This is a genomic window from Granulicella pectinivorans (genome assembly GCF_900114625.1).
Classification (GTDB): domain Bacteria; phylum Acidobacteriota; class Terriglobia; order Terriglobales; family Acidobacteriaceae; genus Edaphobacter; species Edaphobacter pectinivorans.
The window spans coordinates 3,646,958-3,670,606 of sequence record NZ_FOZL01000001.1; the positions used below are offsets into that span (position 1 = coordinate 3,646,958).

The 23,649-nt window shown below is 60.6% G+C and carries 21 protein-coding genes; 6 read left to right on the top strand and 15 right to left on the bottom strand.

Annotation, left to right across the window (positions count from 1 at the left end):
* Nucleotides 1-10 precede the first annotated feature (10 nt).
* The 12 genes from BM400_RS14470 to BM400_RS14525 all read right to left on the bottom strand — a co-directional run bounded on the left by BM400_RS14470 (nucleotide 11) and on the right by BM400_RS14525 (nucleotide 12,636).
* Nucleotides 11-505, bottom strand: coding sequence for a bifunctional nuclease family protein (locus BM400_RS14470; protein ID WP_089839999.1), 495 nt, complete (start codon nucleotides 503-505; stop codon nucleotides 11-13).
* Complete coding sequence (miaB, locus tag BM400_RS14475) at nucleotides 505-1,827, bottom strand: tRNA (N6-isopentenyl adenosine(37)-C2)-methylthiotransferase MiaB (RefSeq protein ID WP_245781879.1); 1,323 nt, start codon at nucleotides 1,825-1,827, stop codon at nucleotides 505-507. The genes BM400_RS14470 and miaB overlap by 1 nt, the downstream gene beginning before the upstream one ends.
* 43 nt (nucleotides 1,828-1,870) lie before the next feature.
* Complete coding sequence (locus BM400_RS14480; protein ID WP_089840003.1) at nucleotides 1,871-3,367, bottom strand: two-component system sensor histidine kinase NtrB; 1,497 nt, start codon at nucleotides 3,365-3,367, stop codon at nucleotides 1,871-1,873.
* A 149-nt stretch (nucleotides 3,368-3,516) separates the two neighbouring features.
* Nucleotides 3,517-4,911, bottom strand: coding sequence for a hypothetical protein (locus BM400_RS14485; RefSeq protein WP_141223943.1), 1,395 nt, complete (start codon nucleotides 4,909-4,911; stop codon nucleotides 3,517-3,519).
* 84 nt (nucleotides 4,912-4,995) lie between these two features.
* Nucleotides 4,996-5,568: a YceI family protein gene (locus BM400_RS14490; RefSeq protein ID WP_089840008.1), complete on the bottom strand. Its 573-nt coding sequence runs from the start codon at nucleotides 5,566-5,568 to the stop codon at nucleotides 4,996-4,998.
* Nucleotides 5,565-7,499, bottom strand: a complete 1,935-nt coding sequence (locus BM400_RS14495) for a cbb3-type cytochrome c oxidase subunit II (protein WP_089840011.1) — start codon at nucleotides 7,497-7,499, stop codon at nucleotides 5,565-5,567. Before BM400_RS14495 ends, BM400_RS14490 begins: the two co-directional genes overlap by 4 nt.
* Nucleotides 7,486-7,899: a hypothetical protein gene (locus BM400_RS14500; protein WP_089840013.1), complete on the bottom strand. Its 414-nt coding sequence runs from the start codon at nucleotides 7,897-7,899 to the stop codon at nucleotides 7,486-7,488. The genes BM400_RS14495 and BM400_RS14500 overlap by 14 nt, the downstream gene beginning before the upstream one ends.
* Nucleotides 7,896-9,227 carry a heme-copper oxidase family protein gene (locus tag BM400_RS14505; protein WP_089840015.1) on the bottom strand — a complete coding sequence of 444 codons (1,332 nt, stop codon included), beginning with the start codon at nucleotides 9,225-9,227 and terminating at the stop codon, nucleotides 7,896-7,898. The genes BM400_RS14500 and BM400_RS14505 overlap by 4 nt, the downstream gene beginning before the upstream one ends.
* Nucleotides 9,228-9,237: 10 nt before the next feature.
* A complete protein-coding gene (locus BM400_RS14510; RefSeq protein WP_089840017.1) occupies nucleotides 9,238-9,933 on the bottom strand; it encodes an ABC transporter ATP-binding protein in 696 nt (231 codons plus the stop codon).
* Nucleotides 9,930-11,042, bottom strand: a complete 1,113-nt coding sequence (locus tag BM400_RS14515) for an ABC transporter permease (protein WP_089840021.1) — start codon at nucleotides 11,040-11,042, stop codon at nucleotides 9,930-9,932. The genes BM400_RS14510 and BM400_RS14515 overlap by 4 nt, the downstream gene beginning before the upstream one ends.
* Nucleotides 11,039-12,022, bottom strand: coding sequence for a polyprenyl synthetase family protein (locus tag BM400_RS14520; RefSeq protein ID WP_175529042.1), 984 nt, complete (start codon nucleotides 12,020-12,022; stop codon nucleotides 11,039-11,041). The genes BM400_RS14515 and BM400_RS14520 overlap by 4 nt, the downstream gene beginning before the upstream one ends.
* An 86-nt stretch (nucleotides 12,023-12,108) precedes the next feature.
* On the bottom strand, nucleotides 12,109-12,636 hold the full coding sequence (locus BM400_RS14525) for a c-type cytochrome (protein ID WP_089840026.1): 528 nt from the start codon (nucleotides 12,634-12,636) through the stop codon (nucleotides 12,109-12,111).
* Between the two features lie 161 nt (nucleotides 12,637-12,797).
* On the opposite strand from BM400_RS14525, the gene BM400_RS14530 reads away from it, so the two are divergent.
* From BM400_RS14530 to BM400_RS14545, 4 genes are all read left to right on the top strand, one after another.
* On the top strand, nucleotides 12,798-13,475 hold the full coding sequence (locus BM400_RS14530) for a response regulator transcription factor (RefSeq protein ID WP_089841959.1): 678 nt from the start codon (nucleotides 12,798-12,800) through the stop codon (nucleotides 13,473-13,475).
* A complete protein-coding gene (locus tag BM400_RS14535) occupies nucleotides 13,456-14,958 on the top strand; it encodes an ATP-binding protein (RefSeq protein ID WP_089840028.1) in 1,503 nt (500 codons plus the stop codon). The genes BM400_RS14530 and BM400_RS14535 overlap by 20 nt, the downstream gene beginning before the upstream one ends.
* 69 nt (nucleotides 14,959-15,027) lie before the next feature.
* A complete protein-coding gene (locus tag BM400_RS14540; protein ID WP_089840030.1) occupies nucleotides 15,028-16,401 on the top strand; it encodes a multicopper oxidase family protein in 1,374 nt (457 codons plus the stop codon).
* 55 nt (nucleotides 16,402-16,456) lie between these two features.
* Nucleotides 16,457-17,206, top strand: a complete 750-nt coding sequence (locus BM400_RS14545) for a hypothetical protein (protein WP_245781880.1) — start codon at nucleotides 16,457-16,459, stop codon at nucleotides 17,204-17,206.
* Between the two features lie 26 nt (nucleotides 17,207-17,232).
* Here BM400_RS14545 and BM400_RS14550 read toward each other — a convergent pair whose 3' ends face one another.
* The gene (locus tag BM400_RS14550) at nucleotides 17,233-18,810 is read right to left on the bottom strand and encodes a tetratricopeptide repeat protein (protein ID WP_141223945.1); all 1,578 of its coding nucleotides are present in this window, start codon (nucleotides 18,808-18,810) and stop codon (nucleotides 17,233-17,235) included.
* 176 nt (nucleotides 18,811-18,986) lie between these two features.
* Between BM400_RS14550 and BM400_RS14555 the strand changes: the two genes are divergently transcribed.
* Nucleotides 18,987-19,565 carry a recombinase family protein gene (locus BM400_RS14555; RefSeq protein ID WP_089840037.1) on the top strand — a complete coding sequence of 193 codons (579 nt, stop codon included), beginning with the start codon at nucleotides 18,987-18,989 and terminating at the stop codon, nucleotides 19,563-19,565.
* Nucleotides 19,566-19,593: 28 nt separating this feature from the next.
* Here BM400_RS14555 and BM400_RS14560 read toward each other — a convergent pair whose 3' ends face one another.
* A complete protein-coding gene (locus BM400_RS14560) occupies nucleotides 19,594-19,998 on the bottom strand; it encodes a hypothetical protein (protein ID WP_089840039.1) in 405 nt (134 codons plus the stop codon).
* A gap of 91 nt (nucleotides 19,999-20,089) precedes the next feature.
* Nucleotides 20,090-20,671, bottom strand: coding sequence for a PEP-CTERM sorting domain-containing protein (locus BM400_RS14565; RefSeq protein WP_089840042.1), 582 nt, complete (start codon nucleotides 20,669-20,671; stop codon nucleotides 20,090-20,092).
* A 300-nt stretch (nucleotides 20,672-20,971) separates the two neighbouring features.
* Here BM400_RS14565 and BM400_RS14570 point away from each other — a divergent pair, with 300 nt between their 5' ends.
* Nucleotides 20,972-23,635 carry an Ig domain-containing protein gene (locus tag BM400_RS14570; RefSeq protein ID WP_089840044.1) on the top strand — a complete coding sequence of 888 codons (2,664 nt, stop codon included), beginning with the start codon at nucleotides 20,972-20,974 and terminating at the stop codon, nucleotides 23,633-23,635.
* Nucleotides 23,636-23,649: the final 14 nt, after the last annotated feature.

Consider the following 23,649-nt stretch of genomic DNA (forward strand, 5'->3'; position numbering starts at 1 on the left):
CAGCCTCCCCTTACATCTTGTAACGGCCCATCTCGTCGTCGTTCAGGTTTTCGAGCCACTTGCGGAGCTCTTCGGCGTTGATGTTCCCTGCTCCGTCGGCTACCTGGCGGGAGCGGTTGAGGACGTCGCGGGCTACGTAGATGGGGCAGTCGGAGCGGAGGGCCAGGGCGATAGCGTCGGAGGGGCGGGCGTCGATGGTGACGCGCTCACCGGCGTGGTCCATCCAGATAACGGCGTAGAAGGTGTCCTGACGGAGTTCGCTGACGACGACCTTTTCCACGCGGGCGTTGAGGCCTCGGGCGAAGTTGCGGAGGAGGTCGTGGGTCATGGGGCGTGGCGTCGCCGTTTTTTCGAGCTCGAGAGCGATGGCGTTGGCCTCGAAGAGGCCGACCCAGATGGGCAGGACCTGGTCGCTGGCGATATCCTTGAGGACCACGATGGGCATGTTGGTGACGGGGTCCATCATGAGACCGCGAATCTGCATCTCGACTTCTTCGATGGGCATTAGTTGACCCTCACTGCCTCGCCTACGAGGCTGTTGGGAAAGGTCTGCGTGATCTTTACGGTGCGGTAGCTGCCGGTCGCCGGGAGGATGGGGTCGGTCACAGTGAAGTTGACGGTTTTGTTCTGGGAGCTGCGTCCGGTGACCTGACCGCGCTGATGGTTGTGGCCCTCAACCATCACCTCCATGACCTCGCCCAAGTGCCTCTGATAGCTGGCCTTCTGGATGGCTCGCTGGCGTTCAAGAATTACTTGAAGGCGAGCGACCTTGACCTCGTCGGGGATGGAATCGGCGAGGGTGACGGCGGGGGTGTTGGGGCGCGGAGAGTACTTGAAGGCGAAGACCTGATCGTAGCCGACCTCTTCGAGGAGGGTCGCGGTGTCTTCGAGGTCCTGCTCGGTCTCGCCGGGGAAGCCGACGATGATGTCGGAGGTCATGCTGATGTCACGCTTCGCGGCCTTGATCCAGCTAATGCGCTCCAGGTACCAATCGCGGGTGTACTCGCGATTCATGGCCTTGAGGACGGCGGTCGAGCCGCTCTGGACGGGAAGATGGACGTGATCGCAGAGGGTCGGGACGGCATCGATGGCGTCGACGATGTCCTTGGTGAAGTCGCGCGGGTGCGAGGTGGTGAAACGGACACGCTTGATACCGGGAACGCTGCCCACGGCGGCGAGGAGTTCGGCGAAGGTCATCTTGGCGGAGGGGTCGTTGTAGGAGTTGACGTTCTGACCGAGGAGCTGGATCTCGGTGAAGCCCTGGTCGGCGATGCGGATCGCCTCGTCGATGACGGAGTTCGCGGCGCGTGAGCGCTCCTTGCCGCGTGTGTACGGGACGACGCAGTAGGCGCAGAACTTATCGCAGCCTTCGATGATGGTGATGTAGCCGCGATGCGGATTGGTACGAGCGACGAACTCGGTCTCGAAGGTCTCGTCGGTCTGACGGTCGTCGAGGCCGGTGATCCGGTTTTCGCCGGCTTCGAGGCGCGCGAGCATCTGTGGCAGATTGCGGTAGGAGGCGGAGCCCGAGACGAGCGAGACGTACGGCGCCTTGTCGAAGATCCTGGTGCCTTCCTGCTGGGCGACGCAACCGATCACGGCGAACTTCTTGCCCTCGCCCTGCATCCGCTTGTACTCATTGAGCCGGTGGAAGACCTTTTGCTCGGCCTTATCGCGGATGGAGCAGGTGTTGTAGAGGATCAAGCCGGCTTCGGCCTCGTCCTCGACGCGCAGGTAGCCTTCATGCTCCAGGGTTCCGATGACCTTCTCGGAATCGTGGGCGTTCATCTGACAGCCGAATGTTTCGATATAAAAAGTCTTGCTCACACTCTTCAGTATATCGCGCTGCTGCTCGGGCGCTGCGGAGCTTTCAACGCATGGCCTGATGATCGACGTCAAGCTCCTCCACATCCGCTGTACGCTGCTGCTGCTCGACCTCCGCGCATGGCAGGACAAGGCGGAATACAGAGCCCGACCGTTGCGGGTCCGTCGCGCTACGCACGCTGAGCCTTCCGCGGTGACGTTCGACGATTCCGGATGCGACCCAAAGGCCGAGGCCTGCGCCGACATCCGCTTTGGTTGTAAAGAAGGGTTCGAAGAGCTGGCGTTGGACTGCGGGCGACATCCCGAATCCGGTGTCGGCGATTGTGACCCGCAGAGATGCAGCACCGTCCCTCCACGCTGTGGTTGGACCGACCCTCACCCGGAGCGTACCGCCGTTCGGCATGGCGTCTATGGCGTTGCGGACCAGAGTGCTGAGGACCTGCCGAAGCTCGGTCTGCCAGCAGACGAGGGAGCAGTTGCCCGACGACTCGAGCTTTACCTGAATTCCGGCCTGCGCGCACCTGCCGGCATAGAAGTCCAGGACATCACCAAGAACCTCCGCGAGGTCCGACGCTGCCGGATCGACAGATTGCCGATGAAACCGCAGTGTCTGGCTGGATATCTCCGCAAGCCGGCGCAATTCTCTCTCAGCACTGGCCAGGTAGAGCAACGCGTCGGCATCCACCGCCTTGCTCTTCGCGAGATAGATCAGGTTCGTGACCGCCGTCAGGGGATTGTTCAACTCATGGGCGATGCAGGAGGCTAATCGCCCGGCCGCAGCGAGCTTCTCAGCGCGAACAAGAGCCGTTTCGGTCAACTTGCGATCGGTGATGTCCGTCGTCACACCGCGCCAGGTCATAGGATCCCCAGGCATCGGCACCCCGTTGGCCTCCAGCCAGTGAATCTCTCCATTTGGCCAAGGGACGCGAAACGTAACATGAAACGGGGCCCCTGTCGTCGACGTCCTCTTTGCGGCCTCGGCGATCGCGTTTCGGTCCTCTTCCAATACGAACATGTTGGGAGAGCCGATCGCCGATATCTCCTCGAGTGAGCGTCCGAAGATCTCTTTGCCGCCGGGATACCAATAGGTCCGACGCGTCTTCGCATCGAACATCCATGCCGCCGAGTTGCTGCCCTGCTGCGCCTGAGCAAGGGCATCGGTGTGCCCTTGCAGCGACTGAAGCGTCGCCCACCACCGCTCGGAGACCCTGCGTCTCCGCTCACCAAATCCCACCAGCAGGAGACCGATCGAGAGAATAATCCCGCACCGTAGCAGAGGCTGCACCCCCAGCGAGAAGTGCCCCACCGGTTCCAGGATCTGATAGTTGTAGACCACCACAGTGACTGCCACCGCAAGCAGGGAGGGTACAAGAGTGAACAACAAACCCACGATGGCGACGGCGACGAAGCTGAGCGCCAGAGGAGTATCGTGCAGCACCGTGAACCGCTGCGTCCCCATGACCGCGAGCCAAGGAAGCGCAAGCGCGCACGGATAGCCGAGGGCGCGCCTTATGGTCGACGTACTGGAGACTGATACCGCCATCTCGAGGATGATCCTCCTGGATTCCTGCCCTTGCGAGCAGATTCTAGCTCACGTTTAAAAGCACGGATGCGTTTAGAGGGGCATACGACGAGCTTTTCCGCAGAAATCGACCGCTATGTCGGATACATGACACTCTTTCGGACAGAAGGCTATGGCACCAGTGTGAACTCCTGCACGGCGAGCTTTGCTCCCGCACGCGATCGCTCGCGTGCGGCCTTGATGACGACGGCGATCTCGTCGAACTTCTTCGCCTTGACGGAGGCCGGGATCGGGAAGCTCAGGGTCTCGTCGACCGGAGCGCGGTCGAGGGGGATCTGGGTCGCGACGCTTGAACGGAGGACCTCAGTGCCCAGGGATTGGGACCGGCCCTTCTCCTTCAGGATGAGCTCTACGTGGATGGCACCGATGCGGTTGTCGCCGTTGCGGATGGATACGCGCATGGAGGTGCAGCAGTCCATGCGGATGGGCGAGCCGAGCATCTGGTGGGCCTCCATGGCAAGGGGACGGAAGTCGGTGGAGTGGACGTTGGCCTTGATGGGATCGCCCTTGACGACGCGCGCGTCCGGCTTGGGCCTGGGATCGGGGACCTTAAAGTACCAGTACGCGCCGTCGAAGGGGATGACGAGGGGCTTGGCGTGTGCGCCCAGAAGAGCCGTGTGTTGCATGGGGGGAGGAGGCACCAGCTTCTCCTTCGGTTTCGCGGGGACGAAGAGGATGATGCCGGAGTAGTCGCTTGCCGCGGGCTTCTCGACGGCTCCCTTCATCGCGGGTGCGGCTCCGCTGGCGGCGACGTGAGGCAGAAGGCCACCGAGCCCGCCCATCAGCACGACGCTGCGGAGGAATGGGATCAGCGCGATTGAGGTGAGGAGAAGAACGTCGAAGGAGCCGATCGCGACGGAGCGGCGGCGAGCGCCGGTGCTCACCTTCATCCGCATGGGGAAGCGCCAGACAGGGTAGACGGCACCGGCAGCCATGAGGAGGCCGGCGGTGAAGGGCTGATCGAGGATGATGAGGACGATGCCGGCCTGGAAGGCAAGGGCCGAGAGAGCGGGCGCGGCTACAACGGACAGGAGGGAGGGCTCTTCCCTCATTGCGAAGAGGCTCCTGGTCTCGGGTTCGTCGGGGAGCTCGGCGGTACCCAGCCAACGGCGGAGGAAGACGACGCCATGGCCAGCGATGAGTGGAGGGACTGCTGCCACCCAGGCGGAGTGTTCCTGCACGAGAATCCAGAGGAGGGGCAGCCATGCGACGGCCATCCAGAGGCCGATGATCAGAGGGCCCGCCGAGGCGTCAAGCTGAGCGCGGAAGCCGCGGCACACGGCCCACATGGTGATGGAGTGGGCGAGGAGCGCGATGAGCACGTAGCAGATGGCGTATCCGAAGACGCCAGCCCAGGTAAGGGAGTTGGCGCGGGGGAGACCGCAGATTGCGAGGACGGCCGCGCCGGTAAAGATGAGGCTGCCCAGAAGGGGCAGGAACGCGACGCTAAGTGGCTGCTGGAGATCGTCACCTGCGCCGTAGCCGTGGTGTGCGGTAGAAGTCATCGGAACCTCCGCCGCCAGCATACATCGCGTTCCCGCTGAAATGGGTATTAAGTTCTCTGTTGACCGCAGTACGGAAGGCGTCCGTTAGTGCGCAGCGTCGAGTGTGCCCGCTAGCGTCAGATCGACCTCCACTTCTTTGGCGACCTTCAGGATGAAGATACTGGGATCCTTCAAGCCCCACTGCACATAGGGCACGACGAAATGGGTTTGGCCCTTGAAGGACGCACCATCGATGTGAATCTGCATGGGGACGGTCATCGGGTGCGGGGTTCCGTGCAGGGTGAAGGTGCCGGTCACCTGGATCGTCGAGTCGCCGGCGGGGGCGATCTTTCCCTGGAAGGACGCGGGGGCGAAGGTGACCTCCGCGAAGTGGGCTGCGTCGAGTACCTCCTTGGTCATCTTCTTGTCGCGGCTGTCGTTGCCGGTCTTTCCGCTTCCAGCGGCTACGACTACGAGGCCCTCCATCGCGGAGGTCTTTGGGTCGAAGGTGACGGTTCCCTTCTCCACATGGAAGTTGCCCTTCGTGGCGTGGTCGGTCGCGCCGAGCGAGAAGCTGACCGCGCTGGCATCCGGCTGGACGGCGAGCGTCTGGCGCTGCGCGAAGGCGGTGCCCGCGAGGAGGAGGGTGAGGGCGGAGAGAGGGAGATGCATCTTCATGGTGTAGCTCCTTGCGTGTCGTGAGTCGCTGCGGTGGGCTGGGTTGCCGGGCTGACCTCACTCAGCCAAAGGCTCAGCGCGGCGATCCCGGTATCGGGCATGTACTCGTGACCGGGCATGTCGGTCCCCGGAATTCCAAACTTGATAAGGTGGGACAAATGCTCCCTTTGCGCCTCGGGCGATGCGGCTGGGTCGAGAGAGAGGAGAGGGCCACGCATCAGATTCGGGGGCATTCTGCGGAACGCCTTGTTCCAACGCGCGCGAGTCTGACCGGATTCGGCGTGGCAGGTCGAGCAGTAGGTGAGGAACAGTCCGGCTCCTTCTCCCGCGTTCGCGTGCTGCACACTCTCCGGCGAGAGCTGCCATGCGTCCTCCGCCCGACGCTGCTGCGCTTCGCCTTCGCCACGCAGGCTTTGCAGATAGACCACGAGGTCCTCACCGCGACTCCCCGTGCGGAACAACGATGCGTACGAAGGCATGAACGATCCGTGCGTCAACGCCGCTGGATCCTCGAAGTGCATTCTGAGCCAGAGTGCGGAGCGCCGCGTTCCGACCTCCGCAAGGTCGGGCCCTTGGCGGCGGTTTCCAATCAGCGGCGGATGTTGCCGCCGTAGTTCGTCCATGGTCTGCACGGGCCCCCACATCAGGACATCGGCTGAGCCGGGGCGGACGTACTGGGAATGGCACTGGATGCAGCCTTCCTGGATGTAGACCTGCCGGCCTCGCTCCACCTGGGAGGGTGAAGGCCGGGTCGCACCGAGCGCGGTCGTTAGCTTATCGACAGCGAAGGCCGTGACGAGAATGACTGCCGTCGCCAGCACCTCGCGGCGGCGGGTGCGAAGGAGCGCGAGGATGGGTTGAGCGAGCACAACCGCTCCGGCCAGCAGCACGAAGGCGACCGGGACGTGCCCCAGATTCTGTCCCATCCCGATCCCCAGAGCCGATCCCATCCAACCGGCTATCGCATAGATCCATCCGGCCTTGCGTGCGCGCTCCTCGGTTGACGTGGCGGGAGCAAGCAGAGCGGGATATCCGACGAGAGCGACGGAGTAGAGCGAAACGCCGATGGGATAGAAGAGTGAGGCAAGGGCTACGCGATTCGGCTCAAGCAGAAGGACGCATGCACATGCCAACGCAGCGAAGGCGGCAGACAATACGAAGGAAAGTCCGCGGCGGCGCAGAAGCCACGCCGAACCGCAGGCGGCGACCAGGTGCAGCACTCCATTGGCCCAGAGATGCAGCGCACCCTGCCAGGTGCCGGCCTTGAGAGCAGGAGTGCTCTGGATGATGAAGAAGGCGGCCGAGTCCAGCCAGACGAGCGCCGTGAAACAGAGCAACACGACCGGGAAAGACATCGGCTTTCGGACGCTGCTGCGAACCTCACGCGTTTCTTCCGGCTGCGTCTTGCCGGCGATCGCGATTCCGGCTGCACACAGGGCTGCCGAGGTCCACGCCTGCGTTTGCGGGCCGCTTGTGAACAACAGGGGAAGGTTGCAGATGAGATAGCCGAGGCCGGTGCCGAGACCGACCTTGAGCAGCTCCTCGCCGGCTCCAAGCCAACGACGCAGATGGGTGACGAGCGTGACGGTCAGCAGGCCGAGGCCGGTGCCGATGAGGAACGAGACGGCGATGCTTGCGGGGAGCCCAAGCGGCAGAAGCGAAAGCAGGGCTGCTCCGCCGGAGAGGGCAAACGCGACCTGCAGGCGAGATTCGGGCTTGCTCAGCCAAGAGACACGAGGCGCGAGGAGGCTTAGCAGAATGCCACCAGCGGCCATTGCCGCCATGACGGCCTTCAGATGAGAATCTGTAATCTCCAGTTGGGCGAGACGCTTGAGAAAACCGAACTGCGCAAAGATGAGGAAATAGACATAGGTGATCGCGACGAGGCTGATGCCCCGCCAGCCGGAGGCGATGCGGCTACAGCGTGGCATCGCGCAACCAGCCTCGTGCCAGTCCGACAAACTGAAGCCCGGCGAGCACGCCGTCGGAGACTGCAACCGTCAACCAGCCTGCTTCCAGCCCGCCTGAGAGGATCTTCGTCAAGACGAACAGGGCGACGATAGCCCGCGTGATACCCGTCAGAAGCCACACGACCTCAAGCTTCGCCAGCGAACCCGGTCGCGCAGCCAACATCGCACCGTACCAACAGGCGAGACCTACGGACAACACGAAGGCTCCGATGTACGAGAGATACGGGAGTGCGGTGTCCGGGGCCTGCAGCCTCATCAGGTGAAGCGTCAAGGCCGGCGCCACGAGCAGCAGAAGACCGGTTGCGGAGTCGGACGCTCCGATCAAGAGTTGATAGGCGAGTAAGAGCTGGGACTTCTTCATGCTGTGACTCCTGCGGCTTCCGCTTCCTTTTCGCGCAACATCGTATTGGCATCGATCAGCCAGTCCAACGACGCGAGGAAGATCAGTACGCCCAACAGCAGACGTAGCGCGTAGATACCGTTGCGCGCCGCACCGGGAAGGATGTTGAACGTCGGGTTGGTGCCCTCATGCCATCCGGCGATGAACATGATCGCGACGTAAGCCAGCACGCTGAGATGCCATACGTAGAAGGACCACGTGCCGTTGAAGATCCATCCGTCGTTACCCAGCATCTGTACCATGACGAAGATCAGCAGGCTTGAAACGAAGCCCGCCATTGCGAGCAGGGAGTGTCCCACGAGGCCATCGGTGAACTTGAAGTGATCGAGGACTCCGGGTAAGAACAGGGACCATCCCGTTGGGACCAGAACGACCCACCAAGCCAGGAAGGCGATACGCCAGCGCTTTGTATTCGGGTGCCACATGAATCCCGCGTAGTACATCGGGATGAGAGGCAGCCACACGAGGAGGCTGGCAAGGCTCATGAACTGCACGGGACGATGATGGCTCACGTCGGCGCGTCCGAGCCCTAGGCACAGCAGGGTTTCCGCAGCGAACACCAACCAGCAGAAGACGCGAGACGAGGAGCGACGTTGCCGGCCTGAGGTCAGTCCCAGGGGCAGGAAAAGCAGGACGGCGACGATGACCAGCGTAGACTCCAACTGGCTCGCGCCCGTCGGGCCGCCGCTATCGGGATTGATGGGCGGATAGAGATTCGGACTTGCGGCCACGTAGATGAGCAGAGGGATGGCGAACAATGCCACCAGGCCAATGCCCTTGACCCACCTGCCTATTGTCCTCTCGACGCTCCAGCTTGCCGCGAAGGCTGCCACCAACAGAGCCCAGAGGGCCATCAAGGCGAGCGGAAAGAGGACTCTTGGATAGCCGACCCAGTCCAGGAAGAGCTTGCCACTAGAATGTCCCGTGATCCACGAGAGCGCGCCGACGCCGAGCGCGGTGGACCAGATCCAGAGGACCGGGCGGCACCATGCGGCGGTCCAACCCGCGTCTGCACCGTAGGCTCGCAAGAGGAAGCCAACCAGAGGGAGACTGCACCAGCCGTAGAGCTGGAGATCGATGTGAACCGGCATCCATCGGCCATACGTCCATGGGGTAAGCAACGTATTGATCCGCGGCATGAGAAGAAGCGCGGCGATGAGGACACCGACAGCATTCGCGAAGACCAGCCATGCCAGGCTATGCCACGACGCAAGCGCAATCGCATTCGGACGAGGTGCCACGTTGCTGATCCGGAAAGGCTTGAGGCCCGCGTTCTCCGATCTCAGCACGACGGTGCTCCTAGAGAGACTCACGAATCCTCCCGTCGTGCATCTCGATCATGCGATCGCAACGATGGGCCAGCGCGCGATCATGGGTCGCCATCACCAGAGTCACCGCTTCGTTCGCTACGATCTCCAGCAGGAGCTGAAACACGGACTCGCTGGTTGCCTCGTCAAGAGAGCCCGTCGGTTCATCCGCCAGCAGGATGCCGGGACGATTCATCAAGGCCCTGCAGAGTGCGGTGCGCTGGCGTTCGCCGCCGGAGAGCTTTTGGATGCGGTGATCCAGGCGATGGCTCAATCCGGTTCTTTCCGTCAGTTCACGGAGGCGCTCCTGCGCAGCCTTTCTGTTTAGTCCTGCGGCAACGGTGGGGATGAGGCAGTTCTCTTCGAGCGTGAGGTCCGGAATGAGGTTGTGTAACTGGAAGACGAAGCCTACCTCGTGGCGCAGAAGCTTCAATGAATCGTGATGGCGATTGAGTTCCTTGCCGTTCACGGCGAGCAGGCCCCGATCCGGTTGATCGAGGCCGCCCAGCAGATGGAGGAGCGTGCTCTTGCCGCAGCCCGAAGGGCCGCACAAGGCCACCGTTCTGCCCTGTTCTGCCGTGAAGTCCACGCCCTTCAGCACCGTGATGGCGCCGTCGTCGTAGCTCTTCCAGACACCTTCTGCGCAAAGCACGATGTTCGTCTGCGTTGCTGCGCTGAGTGAACTCATTCGAATCGAAGCGCCTCCACCGCGCGTATCTTCATGGCGTACGCCGCCGGGTAGAGCGCCCCCATGGCACCCGTGACCAGGGCAAGGACGATGACGGTCAAGACGACTACGCCTTGAATCGTCACGTCGACGTACCCATGCAACGCGGGCACGAACTTAAGGCCGAAGAGAAACCCGCTCCCGATGAGCAGACCAACGATTGCACCGAGGATCGAGACGAGGGCCGACTCACCGAAGATCATGCCCGCGATCTGTCCGTTGGAGAAGCCGTTTACGCGCAGAATCGCGATCTCGCGGATGCGCGTGAACACCGACATGATCATCGTGTTCGCCACACCAAGGCCACCGAGAAGAAGACCGCATCCGCCGACCGCCCAGGCCGTCGCCTTGAGAATCTTGAACTGCGAATAGGAGCGTTCGAACTCAGCGTCTTCGAGCGCGATCAGGTTCGGGAACTTCTCCTTCACCATGGCCTTGAATCGTGCGGTCTGGTCTTTGTCCTGGAGCTTCACTGTAATCACGGACGATGATTCTTCCTTGTGGAAGAAGGTCTGCGCGGAGGCAAGTGGCATAAACACGCCGCCATCCTCAAAGCCATTGGCGGTCTTCACGACGCCGATGACGTGGAAGGTGCCGTGGCCAATCTGCACATGGTCGCCACGATGCGCCTTCAGGAACTCCGCCGCTCTTCCACCAAGCACGACATCGTCTTCGTGCTGCCCGAAGTCCGCGCGGCTGCCTTCCTGCCATGTCGCCTTGCGGATGCGGGCATCCGCGGAGGTGACGCCAAAGCAGGTGATGATGGGGTGATCCGCACTCGAGACCACACCGAAGAGCACAGGGTCTGCGTGCTGCACGATCGACCAGCCTCGAATCTGGATTACTGCATCCGAAGGCACACTGCTGAAGAAGAGGTCCGACACGTTGCGCTCGAAGACAATGAGTTCGCTATCGCTGGAGAGGATACCCGAGAACATGCCGATGGCGCCCTGCAGAATGGTCACGATGGTCAGCATCGCAGCGACGCTGAATGCGATACCCGCAATGCTGATGAAGGAACGGATGCGATGACGCAGAAGGTTCGTCAGAATCAACTTGAGGAAGATCATGCTCTCCCTCGTTCGATTTCGAAGTCGTAACGCGCTTGAAGTGAGGCAAGCTGCCGTTCGAGATCGTTGCGGAGCTCCTCCAGGAAAACCAACTCCGGTCGCTCGCGCAAGAGGCGCATAAGCGATCGATCGCCGATGCGGATGAACTGCGTCAGACGCCGGATGGCCGGTTCCGTTCCGATCGACAACGAGACGTTGGGGCGATCCAGGACCGCATCGCGACCGCCTGTCTTGCCGGTCTCACCGGAGCTTTCGAGAACATCCTTCAGATCGTCGAGGACCTGATACGCGAATCCCCAATAGCGCGCGACCCGTTCCAGCAGATGGACCTCTGTGTCTCCGGCATCGCCGAGGATGGCAGGAAGCACGAGCGAGAGACGAATCAGGGAGACCGTCTTGCCGTATGCGATCCGCTCCGTGGTCTCGCCATCATGCGGCAGCGATCCATAGTTCAGATCGAGGCTCTGACCGTTCAACAAGCCTTCCGTGCCGAGGTTCTCCTCTACATAATCGGCGGCGGTGGAAAGTCTGCTACCTGGGCCGGAGGCGATCGTGCGCCAGAGGAGCGCATAGGCGCGGTTCACCAGGGCGAGAGCCGCGAGGATTGCCTGCGACTCTCCGAACGCGAGATGAACGCAGGCGACATTGCGCCGTTGCGCCGCGTCATCCATGCAGGGCAGATCGTCGAAGACGAGGGATGCGGTGTGGAAGTACTCGAGCGCAACTGCAAGATCGCAGGCCTGCTTCTCTGCGAGGCCGTAGGCCATCGCGGTGCGCATGGCGAGACGAGGCCTGGACAGGCTTCCCGGGTTTTCGAGGAGATGCTCCAGTGCCTCGCGCAGGCGCGGATCGACGTTCGCCGACAGGGGCATCTGCTCCAGCAGCATCGCCTGGAGCTTCGCACGCGCGGGCGCGTCGGAGACTCTCGCGCTGGGTGGTTTCAAAACCGAACGTTCCATCGTACTTTCGAGCGTTGGCAAGAGATGCTCTCCTGTTTTCTTGGACGGGTCACAACTCGATCCGAATGAGCTTTCTCCATGACAATGTGTTCATTGACGTCGCTTGATCAGGGTGCGAGCGTTGTCATGACTTCCGTGGAAAGAGGCTTATCGGCGACAGAGAGGAGAAGGCTCACCTGCCAGATCTCCGTGTCAGAGATGACCGGGCCGTAGGCTGGCATTCCCGAGAGCCGAATGCCGTTCCTGACCTTCCAATAGGTTTCACCGACCGGATCGTCGCTTACCCCGACGACCCCGCTTTTATGCTTCGCCCAGAGTTGTGGAGCCTCCGGAAACATCGTCCTGGCAAAGCTGGAAGGTTTACCGGGCGCTCCATGACAGGCCACGCACTCGTTACGATACACCTGCGCCCCCGCTGCGAGTGTGTCCGGGGTTACACTCACCGGGGCTGTGGACGGCATCTCACGATGGATGCGGGCCTCAAGCGGCAGCTGCACAATCCTCGCTTCAAACGGAAACGGAGCATCCGCCGTTGCAACCGGGGGCCTGCCGTATGCCAGGTACAGCGCCACGAACACCGGGAGGACCAGAAGACCTCCGAGAAAACTTCCAACGACCGCGACACCATGTTTCATCGGCTTCCCCAAGCGGCAAGACCTGCTCTGGATTCAGATATATCCCGCGAAGATGACCGGTATCCAACCCGAAAATGACAAGTCGTTCATTTTTGCCGTCATGAATCCTTGAAAACAGGATGGCCCTGAAAAACACCCTTCAAATGGGCTACTATCCGACCATGCGCGTCCTTCTCGTAGAAGACGAACTCGAGATTCAAAGCTTCCTGAAACGATCACTTGCAGAGGCTGGCTATCAGGTGGAAGTTGCCACCGATGGAGCGACCGCCGAGCAGCTTGCGATCGAGGGCGCTCACGACGCATTGATCGTCGATCTGGGCCTGCCTGACATGGACGGCATCAACCTCATCCTGCGGCTGCGCCAGCGTGGGGTGAAGTCTCCGGTTCTCATTCTTTCCGCACGCCGCACCGTCGACGACCGCGTCCGCGGCCTGGAGCAGGGCGGCGACGACTATCTCACCAAGCCGTTTGCCCTGGCTGAACTGCTGGCCCGGCTTCGGAATCTGCTGCGCCGGCACAGCCAGTCCAGCAATGAAGCGTCCCGCCTGCGTGTGCTCGATCTCGAACTCGACCTGCTCCGCCGCGAGTCCACGCGGGGTGGGGAGTCGCTTCAACTTACGCCGCAGGAGTTCGTGCTTCTCGAATATCTGTGTCGCAACGCGGGTCGCGTCGTTACTCGCTCCATGATTCTCGATCAGGTCTGGGGCATGCGGATTCAGCCCGACACTAATGTCGTCGACGTGCATATTTACCGGCTTCGCAACAAGGTCGACACCGAGGGACGCGAGCCCCTCATCAAGACACTCCGTGGGGTAGGCTATGTCCTCAAAGATCGATAGGCCCAATGTTCGCAGTGCTGCATGGCGCATCTCGCTTTGGGCCACCCTGGCCTTTGCGTGCGGGACGCTGCTGGTCTTCGTGGTGTTGCATCGCTTTGTCGCAGAGGACATCCAACGCCGCAGTGATGCATGGCTTTCGGGTGAAGTCGAGGTTCTGGGCGATGTTGCGGAACACACCCCGAAGGATCGGCTTTATTCGCGTTTCGTGGGCGAGGTGGCCGAGCTCGCGAGTCGCGAGGTGCCGAATAAGCTCCGTTCCAGCGGGCCTGAGAATGACTCGGTCTTCTTCCTGCAATCGACGCCGGATGGCGCGATGAACTTATGGGTGGGGAGCGGCGACGGCGCCTCCGCCGCGCAAGCCATCCGTGAGGCGAAGCTCAAGCCCGAGGCGCCCTCCGACCTCAAGGTCGCTGGCTTCCCTATTCCCTTTCGCGTGGCGTCGCTGCAGACAGCCGATGGCGGCCACATCTACCTCGGACTCTCCGAGCGGGACGAACTGCGCGTCCTGCGCAACTTTCGGATTCAATTTGTCGTGCTCGGCCTGGTGATCGTCCTGTTTGGATTCCTCATCGTCTTCTATGCCACACGGCGGATGCTCGGACACGTCCGGCGCATTACGGAGGCCGCCTCCGTCATCGGTCAGTCGGATATCAGCAGTCGCGTGCCGAGCAGCGAGAACCGAGATGAAGTGGCGCAACTCGCCTGGACCCTGAATCACATGCTCGATCGCATCGAGAGCTCGATGCATCAACTGCACACCATCACCGACTCGCTAGCGCACGACTTGAGAAGCCCTCTCACGGCCATTCGCGGCAAGCTCGAGATGTATCTCTCCAGCGGTGTGCGGAGCGATCAGGGTGAGCCCATCGTCTCGGCCATCGATGAACTGGATCGCCTGACCGAGTTCCTCAACAGTTCGCTGGATGTTGCGGAGGCCAAGGCCGACGCACTGCGGTTGAACCGGTCGGAGATCGATCTCGACGATCTGATGCGCTCCATGATCGATCTGTACGAACCCTCTATGTCCGAGAAGGGCTTAGGGGTGCAATTGCAGAGTGGCGGCTCCGTGGTCATTGACGCCGACGCCGCGCTTGTCCATCGCATGGTCGCCAATCTCCTCGATAACGAGATCAAGCATCTTCCGCCGTCCTGCAACATCCGCATCGGCATTCGGCGGGAAGAGTTGCATGCCGTCCTGATTGTTCAGGATGACGGACCGGGCTTCTCGTACGAAGTGGTCGACCACATGTTTGAGCAACGCACCAAGGGACGCAACTCCACCGGGCACGGACTCGGCCTGGCCTTTGTGGCAGCCGTGGCTCGCGCCCACGGAGGAAGCGTCGCCGCGTTCAATCGTCCATCCGGGGGAGCGCAGCTTGAAATCTCGCTGCCGCTTGCGATCCAGGAGAGTGAAGCATCGATTCCTCTTACGATGGCCTTCGGATCGCATGGAAGAGGTCTCGAATTGACGACCAAAGCTTAGCGTTGCCCCCTTCGAAACGTCCGTTTGTTTTGCTTACTTCTTCTTTTGTATGCCGGAGATACTCGCACCATGTTCGATCAAGCACCTCCGCCAGCGATGACCCGCAGACGATTCACGCAGCTCTCCGGGCTAGCCACCGGTTCCCTGCTGATCCCCGGAATCGCTCATGGCACTGGGGATTCTGAGATTGCGCTCGAGATCGCCCCTTATACGCTGGAGGCATCGCCGAAACATCACATCCGTACGCTCGCCTATAACGGACAGGTGCCTGGACCGTTGCTGCGTATGCGAGAGGGTCGGGAGCAATCCGTTGTGATCCGCAACAGCAGCCCCTCCCCGGAGGTCGTTCACTGGCACGGCCTTACGCTGCCGTCGGAGATCGACGGCGCGATGGAAGAGGGGACGCCGATGATCGCTCCCGGGGCTACCGTGCGGTATGGGATGAAGCCGGATCCGGCGGGATTTCGCTGGTATCACACGCACACGTTCGCAGGAAAGAATCTGACGAAGGCACAGTACAGCGGACTCCACGGCTTTCTGCTCATCGAAGGGAGTGAGAGCCCCGGAGCGTACGACCGCGAGGTCTTTCTCGCGCTCCATGATTGGGGCGGCCGCCTGATGGGTGGGGACGATGGCTCGATGAACCCCATCTACGACTTCGCCACCATCAACGGCAAGATGCTTGGCTTCGGTGAACCGGTCAGAGTGAAGCACGGCGAGCGGGTTCTGGTGCATGTGCTCAACAGCAGTCCGACGGAGGTTCACTGGGTGTCCTTCTCGGGCCACAGCTTCGAGGTGATCGCACTGGACGGAAATAGCCTCCCTCAGTCGCGGTCGGTCTCCATGCTGCGGCTCGCACCTGCCGAGCGTGTCTCCGCCATCGTTGCGATGAACCATCCCGGAGTCTGGATCCTGGGCGAAGTCCGCAAACATGTCCAGGCCATCGGCATGGGAATTGTCTTCGAGTATGCGAACTCGAGCGGTAAACCCGTATGGAACCAGCCGGACGATCTCGTCTGGGACTATCAGCAGTTCGCCGGCAAGGCGGCAGAACCAAAAGACGCCGCGACCGCCAAGCGAATCAACCTTGTCTTCGATGCCAAGTTTCAAGGACACGGAAACCAGGAGCTTTGGCGCATCAATGGACAGAGCTATCCGCAGAAGAATTCTCCGATTTTGCAAGCCGGGCAGCGTTATCGACTGGTGATGAAAAACGACAGCATGGATGACCATCCGATCCATCTGCATCGACATACGTTTGAGGTGCGCCGCGTCGACGGCAGCGCCGAACTGCACGGCTTACACAAGGATGTCGTGCTGGTCCGCGCGGCTAGCACCGCCGAAGTCGAGTTTGTGGCGAATAATCCCGGCAAGACCCTCTTTCACTGTCACCAGCAGGATCACATGGACCGCGGCTTCATGATGGTGTTCGACTATGCCTAATTCCCTTTTGCACCGCTGCGTAAAGCTCTTCCTATATGCCCTTGCTCTTTGTTCAGTGCATCACGCGATGGCGCAGGGCAACTATGAGATTCAGGTCTACGGCTCGGACACGGTTCCGCCGAAGAACCTGATGGTTGAGATCCACTCGAACTTCACACCCATCGGCCAGAAGTATTCTGTCGGTGGCGTGATCCCCACCAACCACCAGGAACACGAGACGCTCGAGCTGACCGAGGGGATCAATAGCTGGTCGGAGATCGGCTTCTACGTCTTCACCAGCGAGCAGGCCGGACAAGGGGTGCAGTGGGTCGGCGACCATATCCGGCCACGGGTGCGCGCGCCGGATAGTTGGCACCTTCCCGTTGGCCTTAGCCTTTCGACAGAGGTCGGGTACCAGAGGGCCGTCTACTCGCCGGATACGTGGACGTGGGAGATACGGCCAATCATCGACAAGACGATCGGTCGCTGGTATCTCGCGGTGAATCCCGCGTTGGAGCGCACGTGGCATGGTCCCGATGTGAGGCAGGGCGTGGGATTCGCCCCCGGGGCGAAGGTCGGCTACGACTTTACTCGCAAGGTGAGCGGCGGTGTGGAGTACTACGCCGACTATGGTCGTCTGGGCTCTTTCGACACGCTGCATAATCAGCAGCAGCAGATCTTCGCCGTGACCGACCTGAATGTTTCGCCAAAGTGGGAGATCAACATAGGGGTCGGAGTAGGGCCGACCTCCGCAACGGACCACCTGATCGTCAAGGGGATTCTGGGCAGGCGATTCGACTGGGGAAAGCATAGCTCGATCGAGTAGAGACAAAGCGGGAATGCCACCATCGCTTAGCAGCCGGAAGAGGTGGACGGGCCATCTGCTCCCATTGGAGTGTTCCGTCGCCTCAGTAGGTTTTGGAAAGTCACGTCCGTACTCAGAGATGTAAACGCTTTGTCATATCCGACTCGCAAGAAACTTGATTCATGCCGGCCGCAAGCTAGAGTCAGGTAGTGAAGAGCGCGCTGCTTCTCCCCAAGGCGCGCGTAGAGAAATGCCGGGGTCATGGCGTCTGGAAACTCTCTGTCGGCCAGATCAGCGTATCCATCGGCAAGACGCAACAGTGTTGCCCTGGAACCCCGGGCTGCAAGTTCGCTCTGCGCATGCTGGATAATCTGAGCCCGTTGCGCATCGCCGGACAGCGATGCCGCCAGCCAGCTCTCCTCTAAATACTGTTTCAGCTCTCCACGGGTGAGGTGAATCTCCGCCAGATAGCTGTGGATGGGGGGAAAAGAAGGATTGGCATCTTCCAACAGGAGCAGGTCAGTGAAGGCGGCTTGTTGATCCATCTGCGCGAGTAACAGGTCGCGGTTTGCCAGAATGGCGATCGATTCCGGCTGCAACTGTCGAGCGATTTCGATCTCCTCCAGGGCATCGTGGAAGCGGCCGTTGGAGTAAAGAGAGGTGGCATACCAGTGATGCCCCAGAGCGTCGTCCGGGCGGAGGGCGATGACCTTGCGGAACTCATCCTCAGCGGCATGAAAGTTCCACATCCAATAATTAAGGACAAAGGCGTAGCTTCTATGGCCCTCAAATGAGTTCGCATCCAAGGCGAGCGCCCTCTGGCTGGCCTTGAGCGCCAGGGGAAACGCCTGGGAATCGGGCATGTGGCCGTATTGACGGATCAGAATGTAGCTGTCGGCGATGCCTGCGTAGGCTGCGGCAAAATGGGGATCCTGGTCAGCCGCCTTCGAGAAGAGCGCTAGCCCCTGCTTGACTCCTTCTTCAGTACGAAGGTTCCAGAAATAGCGACCACGCAGATACAGGTCCTGCGCCTCCGGGGCCTCGACGTCCTCTCTCAAGCCAGCATGTGTGAACCCCTGCAACGAAGTCGATGCAACATGATGCGCGCGTAGAAACCAGACGACTGCCAAACAGCACGCAATGCCGAGTGCCAGTTTCAGGGCCATGGAAATCCAATGACCGCGCTCGTGCGCGCCAGGCACGCTGATTGGTGACGATGGAGCAGGATCCTTGGAAGATGATCGTTCCGGCGCGGCCGGCAGGACCACCTCTACCGTTGACAGATGCCGCATCTCAACGCATTGCTGCTCCGTGAGAGATCTCCCGCCGTCGTCTCGGAGCCACCGTTCGAGTTCGTTGACGTATGCGTAGACGCCGCTCCTTGGACCTCCCGGAACGCGATACACCGGCATCTTCCGCTCGATTTCCCATCGCCTTACAGTGCGTACATCCCGATTGAAGAACGCAGCAATCTCCTTCCAGGAATGGAGCCGACTGGAGGCGAGGCCGGGCAACAGGTGGTTGGTGGAACGATTTGTCTGCAAATGTCCTTTTTTGTCCGTTGTTGCAGGTTGGTTTTCTTCCTGGTCGCGCTCATTATAAGCGAATGGAATTCGTAGTTTCATGCGACCGCTCTATACAAGTGGACAACGTGAAATAGTGATGAAATGCCGGATCGATCACAAATGCCACTCTGCGTGCTGCCTGCAGAATGACTCCAGGGACTTGATTCGCCGCTTCAGACGACTTCCTATGTAGAGATTTCATTCGCAGCGCTTCGCACTTTGTATGAGAGTTTCTGATGATCCTTGGCTACGCCCGAGTCTGTACCCCGGAAGAAGATATCAAACCACAGCGAAAGAGCCTGATCGAAGCAGGCTGTCGAGAGATTTTTGAGGATCAGGGATCGGCGAACTGCGTTTCGCTGCCTGGCTTCTCCCGGCTTCAAGCGTCCCTCAAACGGGGAGACACGCTGGTAGTCTGGAAGCTGGATCGATTCGGCTGCAGCGTGAAGAAGCTCGAAGCGCTTCTGACCGACCTTCGCAAGCGAGGTGTTCATCTCCGGAGCCTGCGGGATGGCATCGACACGAGAACTGGCAAAGGCCGCTCGTTCTGTGAATTTGTGATCGATCTGGCCAATATGGAACGGGAATTGGCGCTGGAACGCACCTTAGCGGGCCGTGAAGTAGCCAAAAAAACAGGGCGGACAGGTGGAAGGCGCCGGCAAATGACGGACAGCAAGATTCTGCACGCCCGTAAACTGCTGGCGAGCGGCATGCCCCCCAGCGAGGCGGCGAATAGCCTGGGAGTTTCCTTATCGACACTGTATCGATGGATTCCGGCACCGTCGAAGACGATCCAGTCACGCTCGTCGCATTAGACTTCTCTGCGGCGTTCGCAGGGCAGCCTTACTTCCAATTGACGAGTTCCAGCAACTTCGCCTGGGCTGAGGATTCGATCTCGATCTTGTTGCAGGTCTCGATCAGTTGGTGGGTCATTGCTCCTCCACGCATCGAGACGACCGAGATGACGGTTCGCGGTTGACCATTCGGACCGTCTCCGATGGGGAGAGAGACGATGTTGATGCTGATCGGCTCCTGATCCAGGAGCTCACCCACTGCCATCACGCGGAAGTGCTTGCTCCCGGTGAGTGCATTCCGCAAGGCATCCGCATACGCCTTTCCGACGGCATCCTCGCAGGAGCAGGTGACCCGAACCGCATCGCGTGGTGCGTTTTGCCCGGACGCAGACCTTCCGCTCAGGATCAAAGCAACGAATACGGCGAGACTTCCAGCAACTTTGAGAGCGCGCATGAGGGAGGACCTTAGGGACTAAGGATCCGCTGCGGGTTGCCCGGCGACCATCACACAAACGATGTACGCCACTACAACTTTTGGGTGATCGCTATGACGGGTTGCTACATCTGCTTTCCTGCCGCCGCCCGGCAAGTCTCTTGCGCGAGAACGCCACGATCAGGATGCCTGTGAGAGCAAGGAGCCATGATGACGGCTCAGGAACAGGCGTCAGCCCCGGGGGAAGGACGCCAACCGGGTTGTAAGGCGGGAAGACCGTAGGAGCCCCTGGGCTGCCGACGGTTGCAATTTCAGTAATCTGCGGCGGCGCTTCCGGAGGAAGGTTCGGGACGTCGGGTGGAAAGGAGAAGTCGGGAATCATCGGAGGAACGAGTTCGGCGATCTCCGGAACTTTGATTCTTGGAACTTCGCAGGCGAAGTCCACCTTATGCACGATCTCCTCCGGAGTCAGTTTGAACCGGGGCCGGGGATGCGATTTGAAGTTCGGGTGCGTCTTTCCCCATTCGGCCCAGCGCGCGGCGGTCGCTTTGCTGACAGGATTGCGGACCATCTTTTCGCGGTATTCGCGGATGATGCGTTGGCATGTTGAGGACGTTTGCACGGTTGCCGCGCTCACCGCAATGGTAGTTGTGGCTAGCAAGACGAACAACGGGGCCCGGCGAAGCATCTTCATGGTTGAGCAATCTCCAATTCTCTCTCCAGGAATTTGCAATCCAGGGACCATTCGAGAACCATCGAAAACCACGCCATAACCCACAAGTTGTATAGACCGAAGGAGTCCAGTGTGAAAATCTTTGCACTCTATTACCTATTCACTTCCACTGTGTGGCTGCTGAATCGCCAACTGTTTGAGCGATGAGGCTGTTGTACCCGTTCTGGCAAAGAGAACTCCACCTGGTGGGAGCGTTGGAAGTCGTCCTAAACGACTCGGACGTCCACTGGCAGCGATGAATGGAAACATGCGAGGAACCACATGGGCCCCCTGTCGAAGCTTGTTCTTCCCTGCATCAGCCTCTACCTTGTCTGCACCCTACTTACTGGATGCGGTTCTTCCGTTTCAACGATCGCCGCGAGCGCCACGGCCGCGCCGCTGAAACTGGAATCTCTCTCACTTGTTCCCGCGTTAGATGGTGCCCCCTACCAAACTGCGCTCAAGGCGAGTGGCGGTTCATCGAGTTACACCTGGGCAATCGCAGCGGGGAGCCTTCCCAAGGGGCTGAATCTGACGGCCAGCACCGGGATTATCTCGGGCGTGCCTGCGACGACGGGAACCTCGAACCTCGTTGTCCAGGTAACCGACAATGTAACTCCCACGCAGACAGCGACCGCGCCGCTTGCCATGACCGTCGTCTCCCCGCTTGTGCTGCTAACGTCTTCCGTTCCAGCAGGGGTCCAGGGGACGCCCTATACCTTTAGCTTGCCCGTGAGCGGCGGGCTGCCAGCTTATCAGTGGTCCCTTGTGTCCGGAAACCTTCCCACAGGGCTCAGTCTTTCGAGCACCACCGGGATGATTGCAGGAACACCGACCACCTCCGGAACGTTCGGCTTCGCGGTTACGGTAGACGACAGCAGCACCGTGACGCTGCCTCAGACGGTGCAGATTTCTCTGGTGATCGCTCCTCCGCCCCTGAAGATTGCCGGCGCGGCGTTGCCGGGGGGCGTCGTCGGGTCGGTGTACGCAGGCAGCATGCAGGCGATCGGTGGCAGTGCCCCGTTCCACTGGTACCTCTCATCCGGCACTACGCCTCCTGGCCTGAGCTTTGGGGCCGATGGCAGCCTCTCGGGGACGCCGAAGACATCCGGAACTTTTGTCTTCACGGCTTCAGTCTCGGACTCCGGTACGCCCATGCAGACGCAGTCCACGGCCGTCTCCGTCGCGGTGGTGGTGGCTCCTCCGTCTCCAGCAAGTTCAGGATCCACTTGGTACGTTCGCACCGACGGCGGCACACGTTACTCCATAAACGTCAGCAATGGGCAATGCGACGGTCAAGGTGACGCCGCCTATCCGGGAACCGGCGTGAACCAACATTGTGCCTTCAAGGATGTGCGCTATCTTTGGCAGGATGGCTCCTACACGACCACCGGCAACCAGTCTTCGTTTCCGGCCTACGGCTGGATCGGCACAGGAGGAGATACCTACCTCATCCGCGGCTCAATGGCAGGTGGCGTTTCGTACCGTGTCGGCTGGAATAACAATGCCAGCGCATGGGATGCGGCCACGAGCCAATACTGGGGAGTTCAAGGAGACCCCTACGGCTCGGGCGCACCAGCACCGCTGTCCGGAACAGCCGCGCAGCATACTCGGATCTTAGGCGAAAATTATGCCTCGTGCCATGTGGCCTCGCAGAAGACACAGTTGCATGGCGGCTTTGGCGTGTCGGCGGTTTTGACGATGAGTGGCTCGTCGTATGTCGATGTCGCATGCCTCGACATTACGGATTACTCCTCGTGCGGGAAGGCCAACCAGAGCAACGGATGCAATCGCGAGGTGGGAAGTCTCTCGGACTATGCGACGAATGGGATTCAGTGGTCAAACACAGCGACCCACGACACGCTCACCGATATGCACGTTCACGGCATGGCTTCTTCCGGGATGATGGGACCTACCGGCGATGGAACGGTGATGACCTATCTGGATTTGCTGGGAAATGCATCGTCCGGGTGGAACGCCGACAACGGCGATGGCCTGACCGGGACCGGTTCGCTGCTCGTACAGAACTTCAACATCAGTTGGAACGGATGTGCGGAACAGTATCCTGCAACCGCCGCGCTGCCCTTCGCAGACTGCACCGACGACAGCGTTGGAGGATACGGCGATGGATTCGGGACGGCAACAGCGACCAGCAATCCCGGCTGGGTTGCGCGCTTCGATCAGGGGATCGCGAGCTACAACACGCAGGACGGTCTGGACGCTCTCCACCTGACCGGGGCGGACTCCAGCATGACGATTACCCGCGTGCTTGCCTATGGCAACATGGGCCAGCAGATCAAGGTGGGCGGCGCAGCGGGGATGGCCGCCAACAACCTCATCGTCACGAACTGCAATGCGCTGCGGCAATCCATACCGGGCGTGCCTGCGGGTTTCAACTCCAGACTGAGTGACTTCTGTCGTGCGGCCGACGCGGGGATTCTGATGACCGTCGGAGCCAACACGACACTACGCTTTGACTTCAACACGGTGTATTCAGCAAGTGCTACGGGAATCGATATTGAGTGTGATATCTCCAAGGGGCCGTGCGATGCGACCTCGAAGATCGACTTCCGGAATAACATCTTCCTCGGGTTTCTAAACGACAGCGCCGCGGGGTATCCGGCGGGCGGGACCGGTGACTACAGCAATCCGATCTACATCGGTTCCACCGTCAATCCATTCGTCAACGTGGGCAGCGTCTATGCCAACAATGTCACCTTCCATGCGAAGAGTAACTGGAAGTGTGGTGCGAGCGGAGAGACGCAAGCCATCTGTGCGGATCCGGGGCTTGTCGATGAGAGTTGGCATCTGTACGGGTATGGAGATATGTCGGACGGCCTGCTTACGACAGTGCTGCAAAGAGCCGGAGCCTTCGTCCCGGACGTAACGGTCGACTATACTGGCAAAATACGGACGGACCCTCCAAGCATCGGAGCTTATGATTAGTGACGTTTCCCTGG

Bases quoted from the DNA above. Each gene is read 5' to 3' on its own strand.
- BM400_RS14485 (WP_141223943.1), bottom strand. From the start codon at position 4,911: ATGACTTCTACCGCACACCACGGCTACGGCGCAGGTGACGATCTCCAG.
- BM400_RS14500 (WP_089840013.1), bottom strand. From the start codon at position 7,899: ATGAAGAAGTCCCAGCTCTTACTCGCCTATCAACTCTTGATCGGAGCG.
- BM400_RS14535 (WP_089840028.1), top strand. From the start codon at position 13,456: ATGTCCTCAAAGATCGATAGGCCCAATGTTCGCAGTGCTGCATGGCGC.
- BM400_RS14525 (WP_089840026.1), bottom strand. From the start codon at position 12,636: ATGAAACATGGTGTCGCGGTCGTTGGAAGTTTTCTCGGAGGTCTTCTG.
- BM400_RS14495 (WP_089840011.1), bottom strand. From the start codon at position 7,499: ATGCCACGCTGTAGCCGCATCGCCTCCGGCTGGCGGGGCATCAGCCTC.
- BM400_RS14530 (WP_089841959.1), top strand. From the start codon at position 12,798: ATGCGCGTCCTTCTCGTAGAAGACGAACTCGAGATTCAAAGCTTCCTG.
- BM400_RS14470 (WP_089839999.1), bottom strand. From the start codon at position 505: ATGCCCATCGAAGAAGTCGAGATGCAGATTCGCGGTCTCATGATGGAC.
- BM400_RS14565 (WP_089840042.1), bottom strand. From the start codon at position 20,671: ATGAAGATGCTTCGCCGGGCCCCGTTGTTCGTCTTGCTAGCCACAACT.
- BM400_RS14550 (WP_141223945.1), bottom strand. From the start codon at position 18,810: ATGAAACTACGAATTCCATTCGCTTATAATGAGCGCGACCAGGAAGAA.
- BM400_RS14515 (WP_089840021.1), bottom strand. From the start codon at position 11,042: ATGATCTTCCTCAAGTTGATTCTGACGAACCTTCTGCGTCATCGCATC.
- BM400_RS14480 (WP_089840003.1), bottom strand. From the start codon at position 3,367: ATGGCGGTATCAGTCTCCAGTACGTCGACCATAAGGCGCGCCCTCGGC.
- BM400_RS14510 (WP_089840017.1), bottom strand. From the start codon at position 9,933: ATGAGTTCACTCAGCGCAGCAACGCAGACGAACATCGTGCTTTGCGCA.
- BM400_RS14540 (WP_089840030.1), top strand. From the start codon at position 15,028: ATGTTCGATCAAGCACCTCCGCCAGCGATGACCCGCAGACGATTCACG.
- BM400_RS14560 (WP_089840039.1), bottom strand. From the start codon at position 19,998: ATGCGCGCTCTCAAAGTTGCTGGAAGTCTCGCCGTATTCGTTGCTTTG.
- BM400_RS14570 (WP_089840044.1), top strand. From the start codon at position 20,972: ATGGGCCCCCTGTCGAAGCTTGTTCTTCCCTGCATCAGCCTCTACCTT.
- BM400_RS14555 (WP_089840037.1), top strand. From the start codon at position 18,987: ATGATCCTTGGCTACGCCCGAGTCTGTACCCCGGAAGAAGATATCAAA.
- BM400_RS14490 (WP_089840008.1), bottom strand. From the start codon at position 5,568: ATGAAGATGCATCTCCCTCTCTCCGCCCTCACCCTCCTCCTCGCGGGC.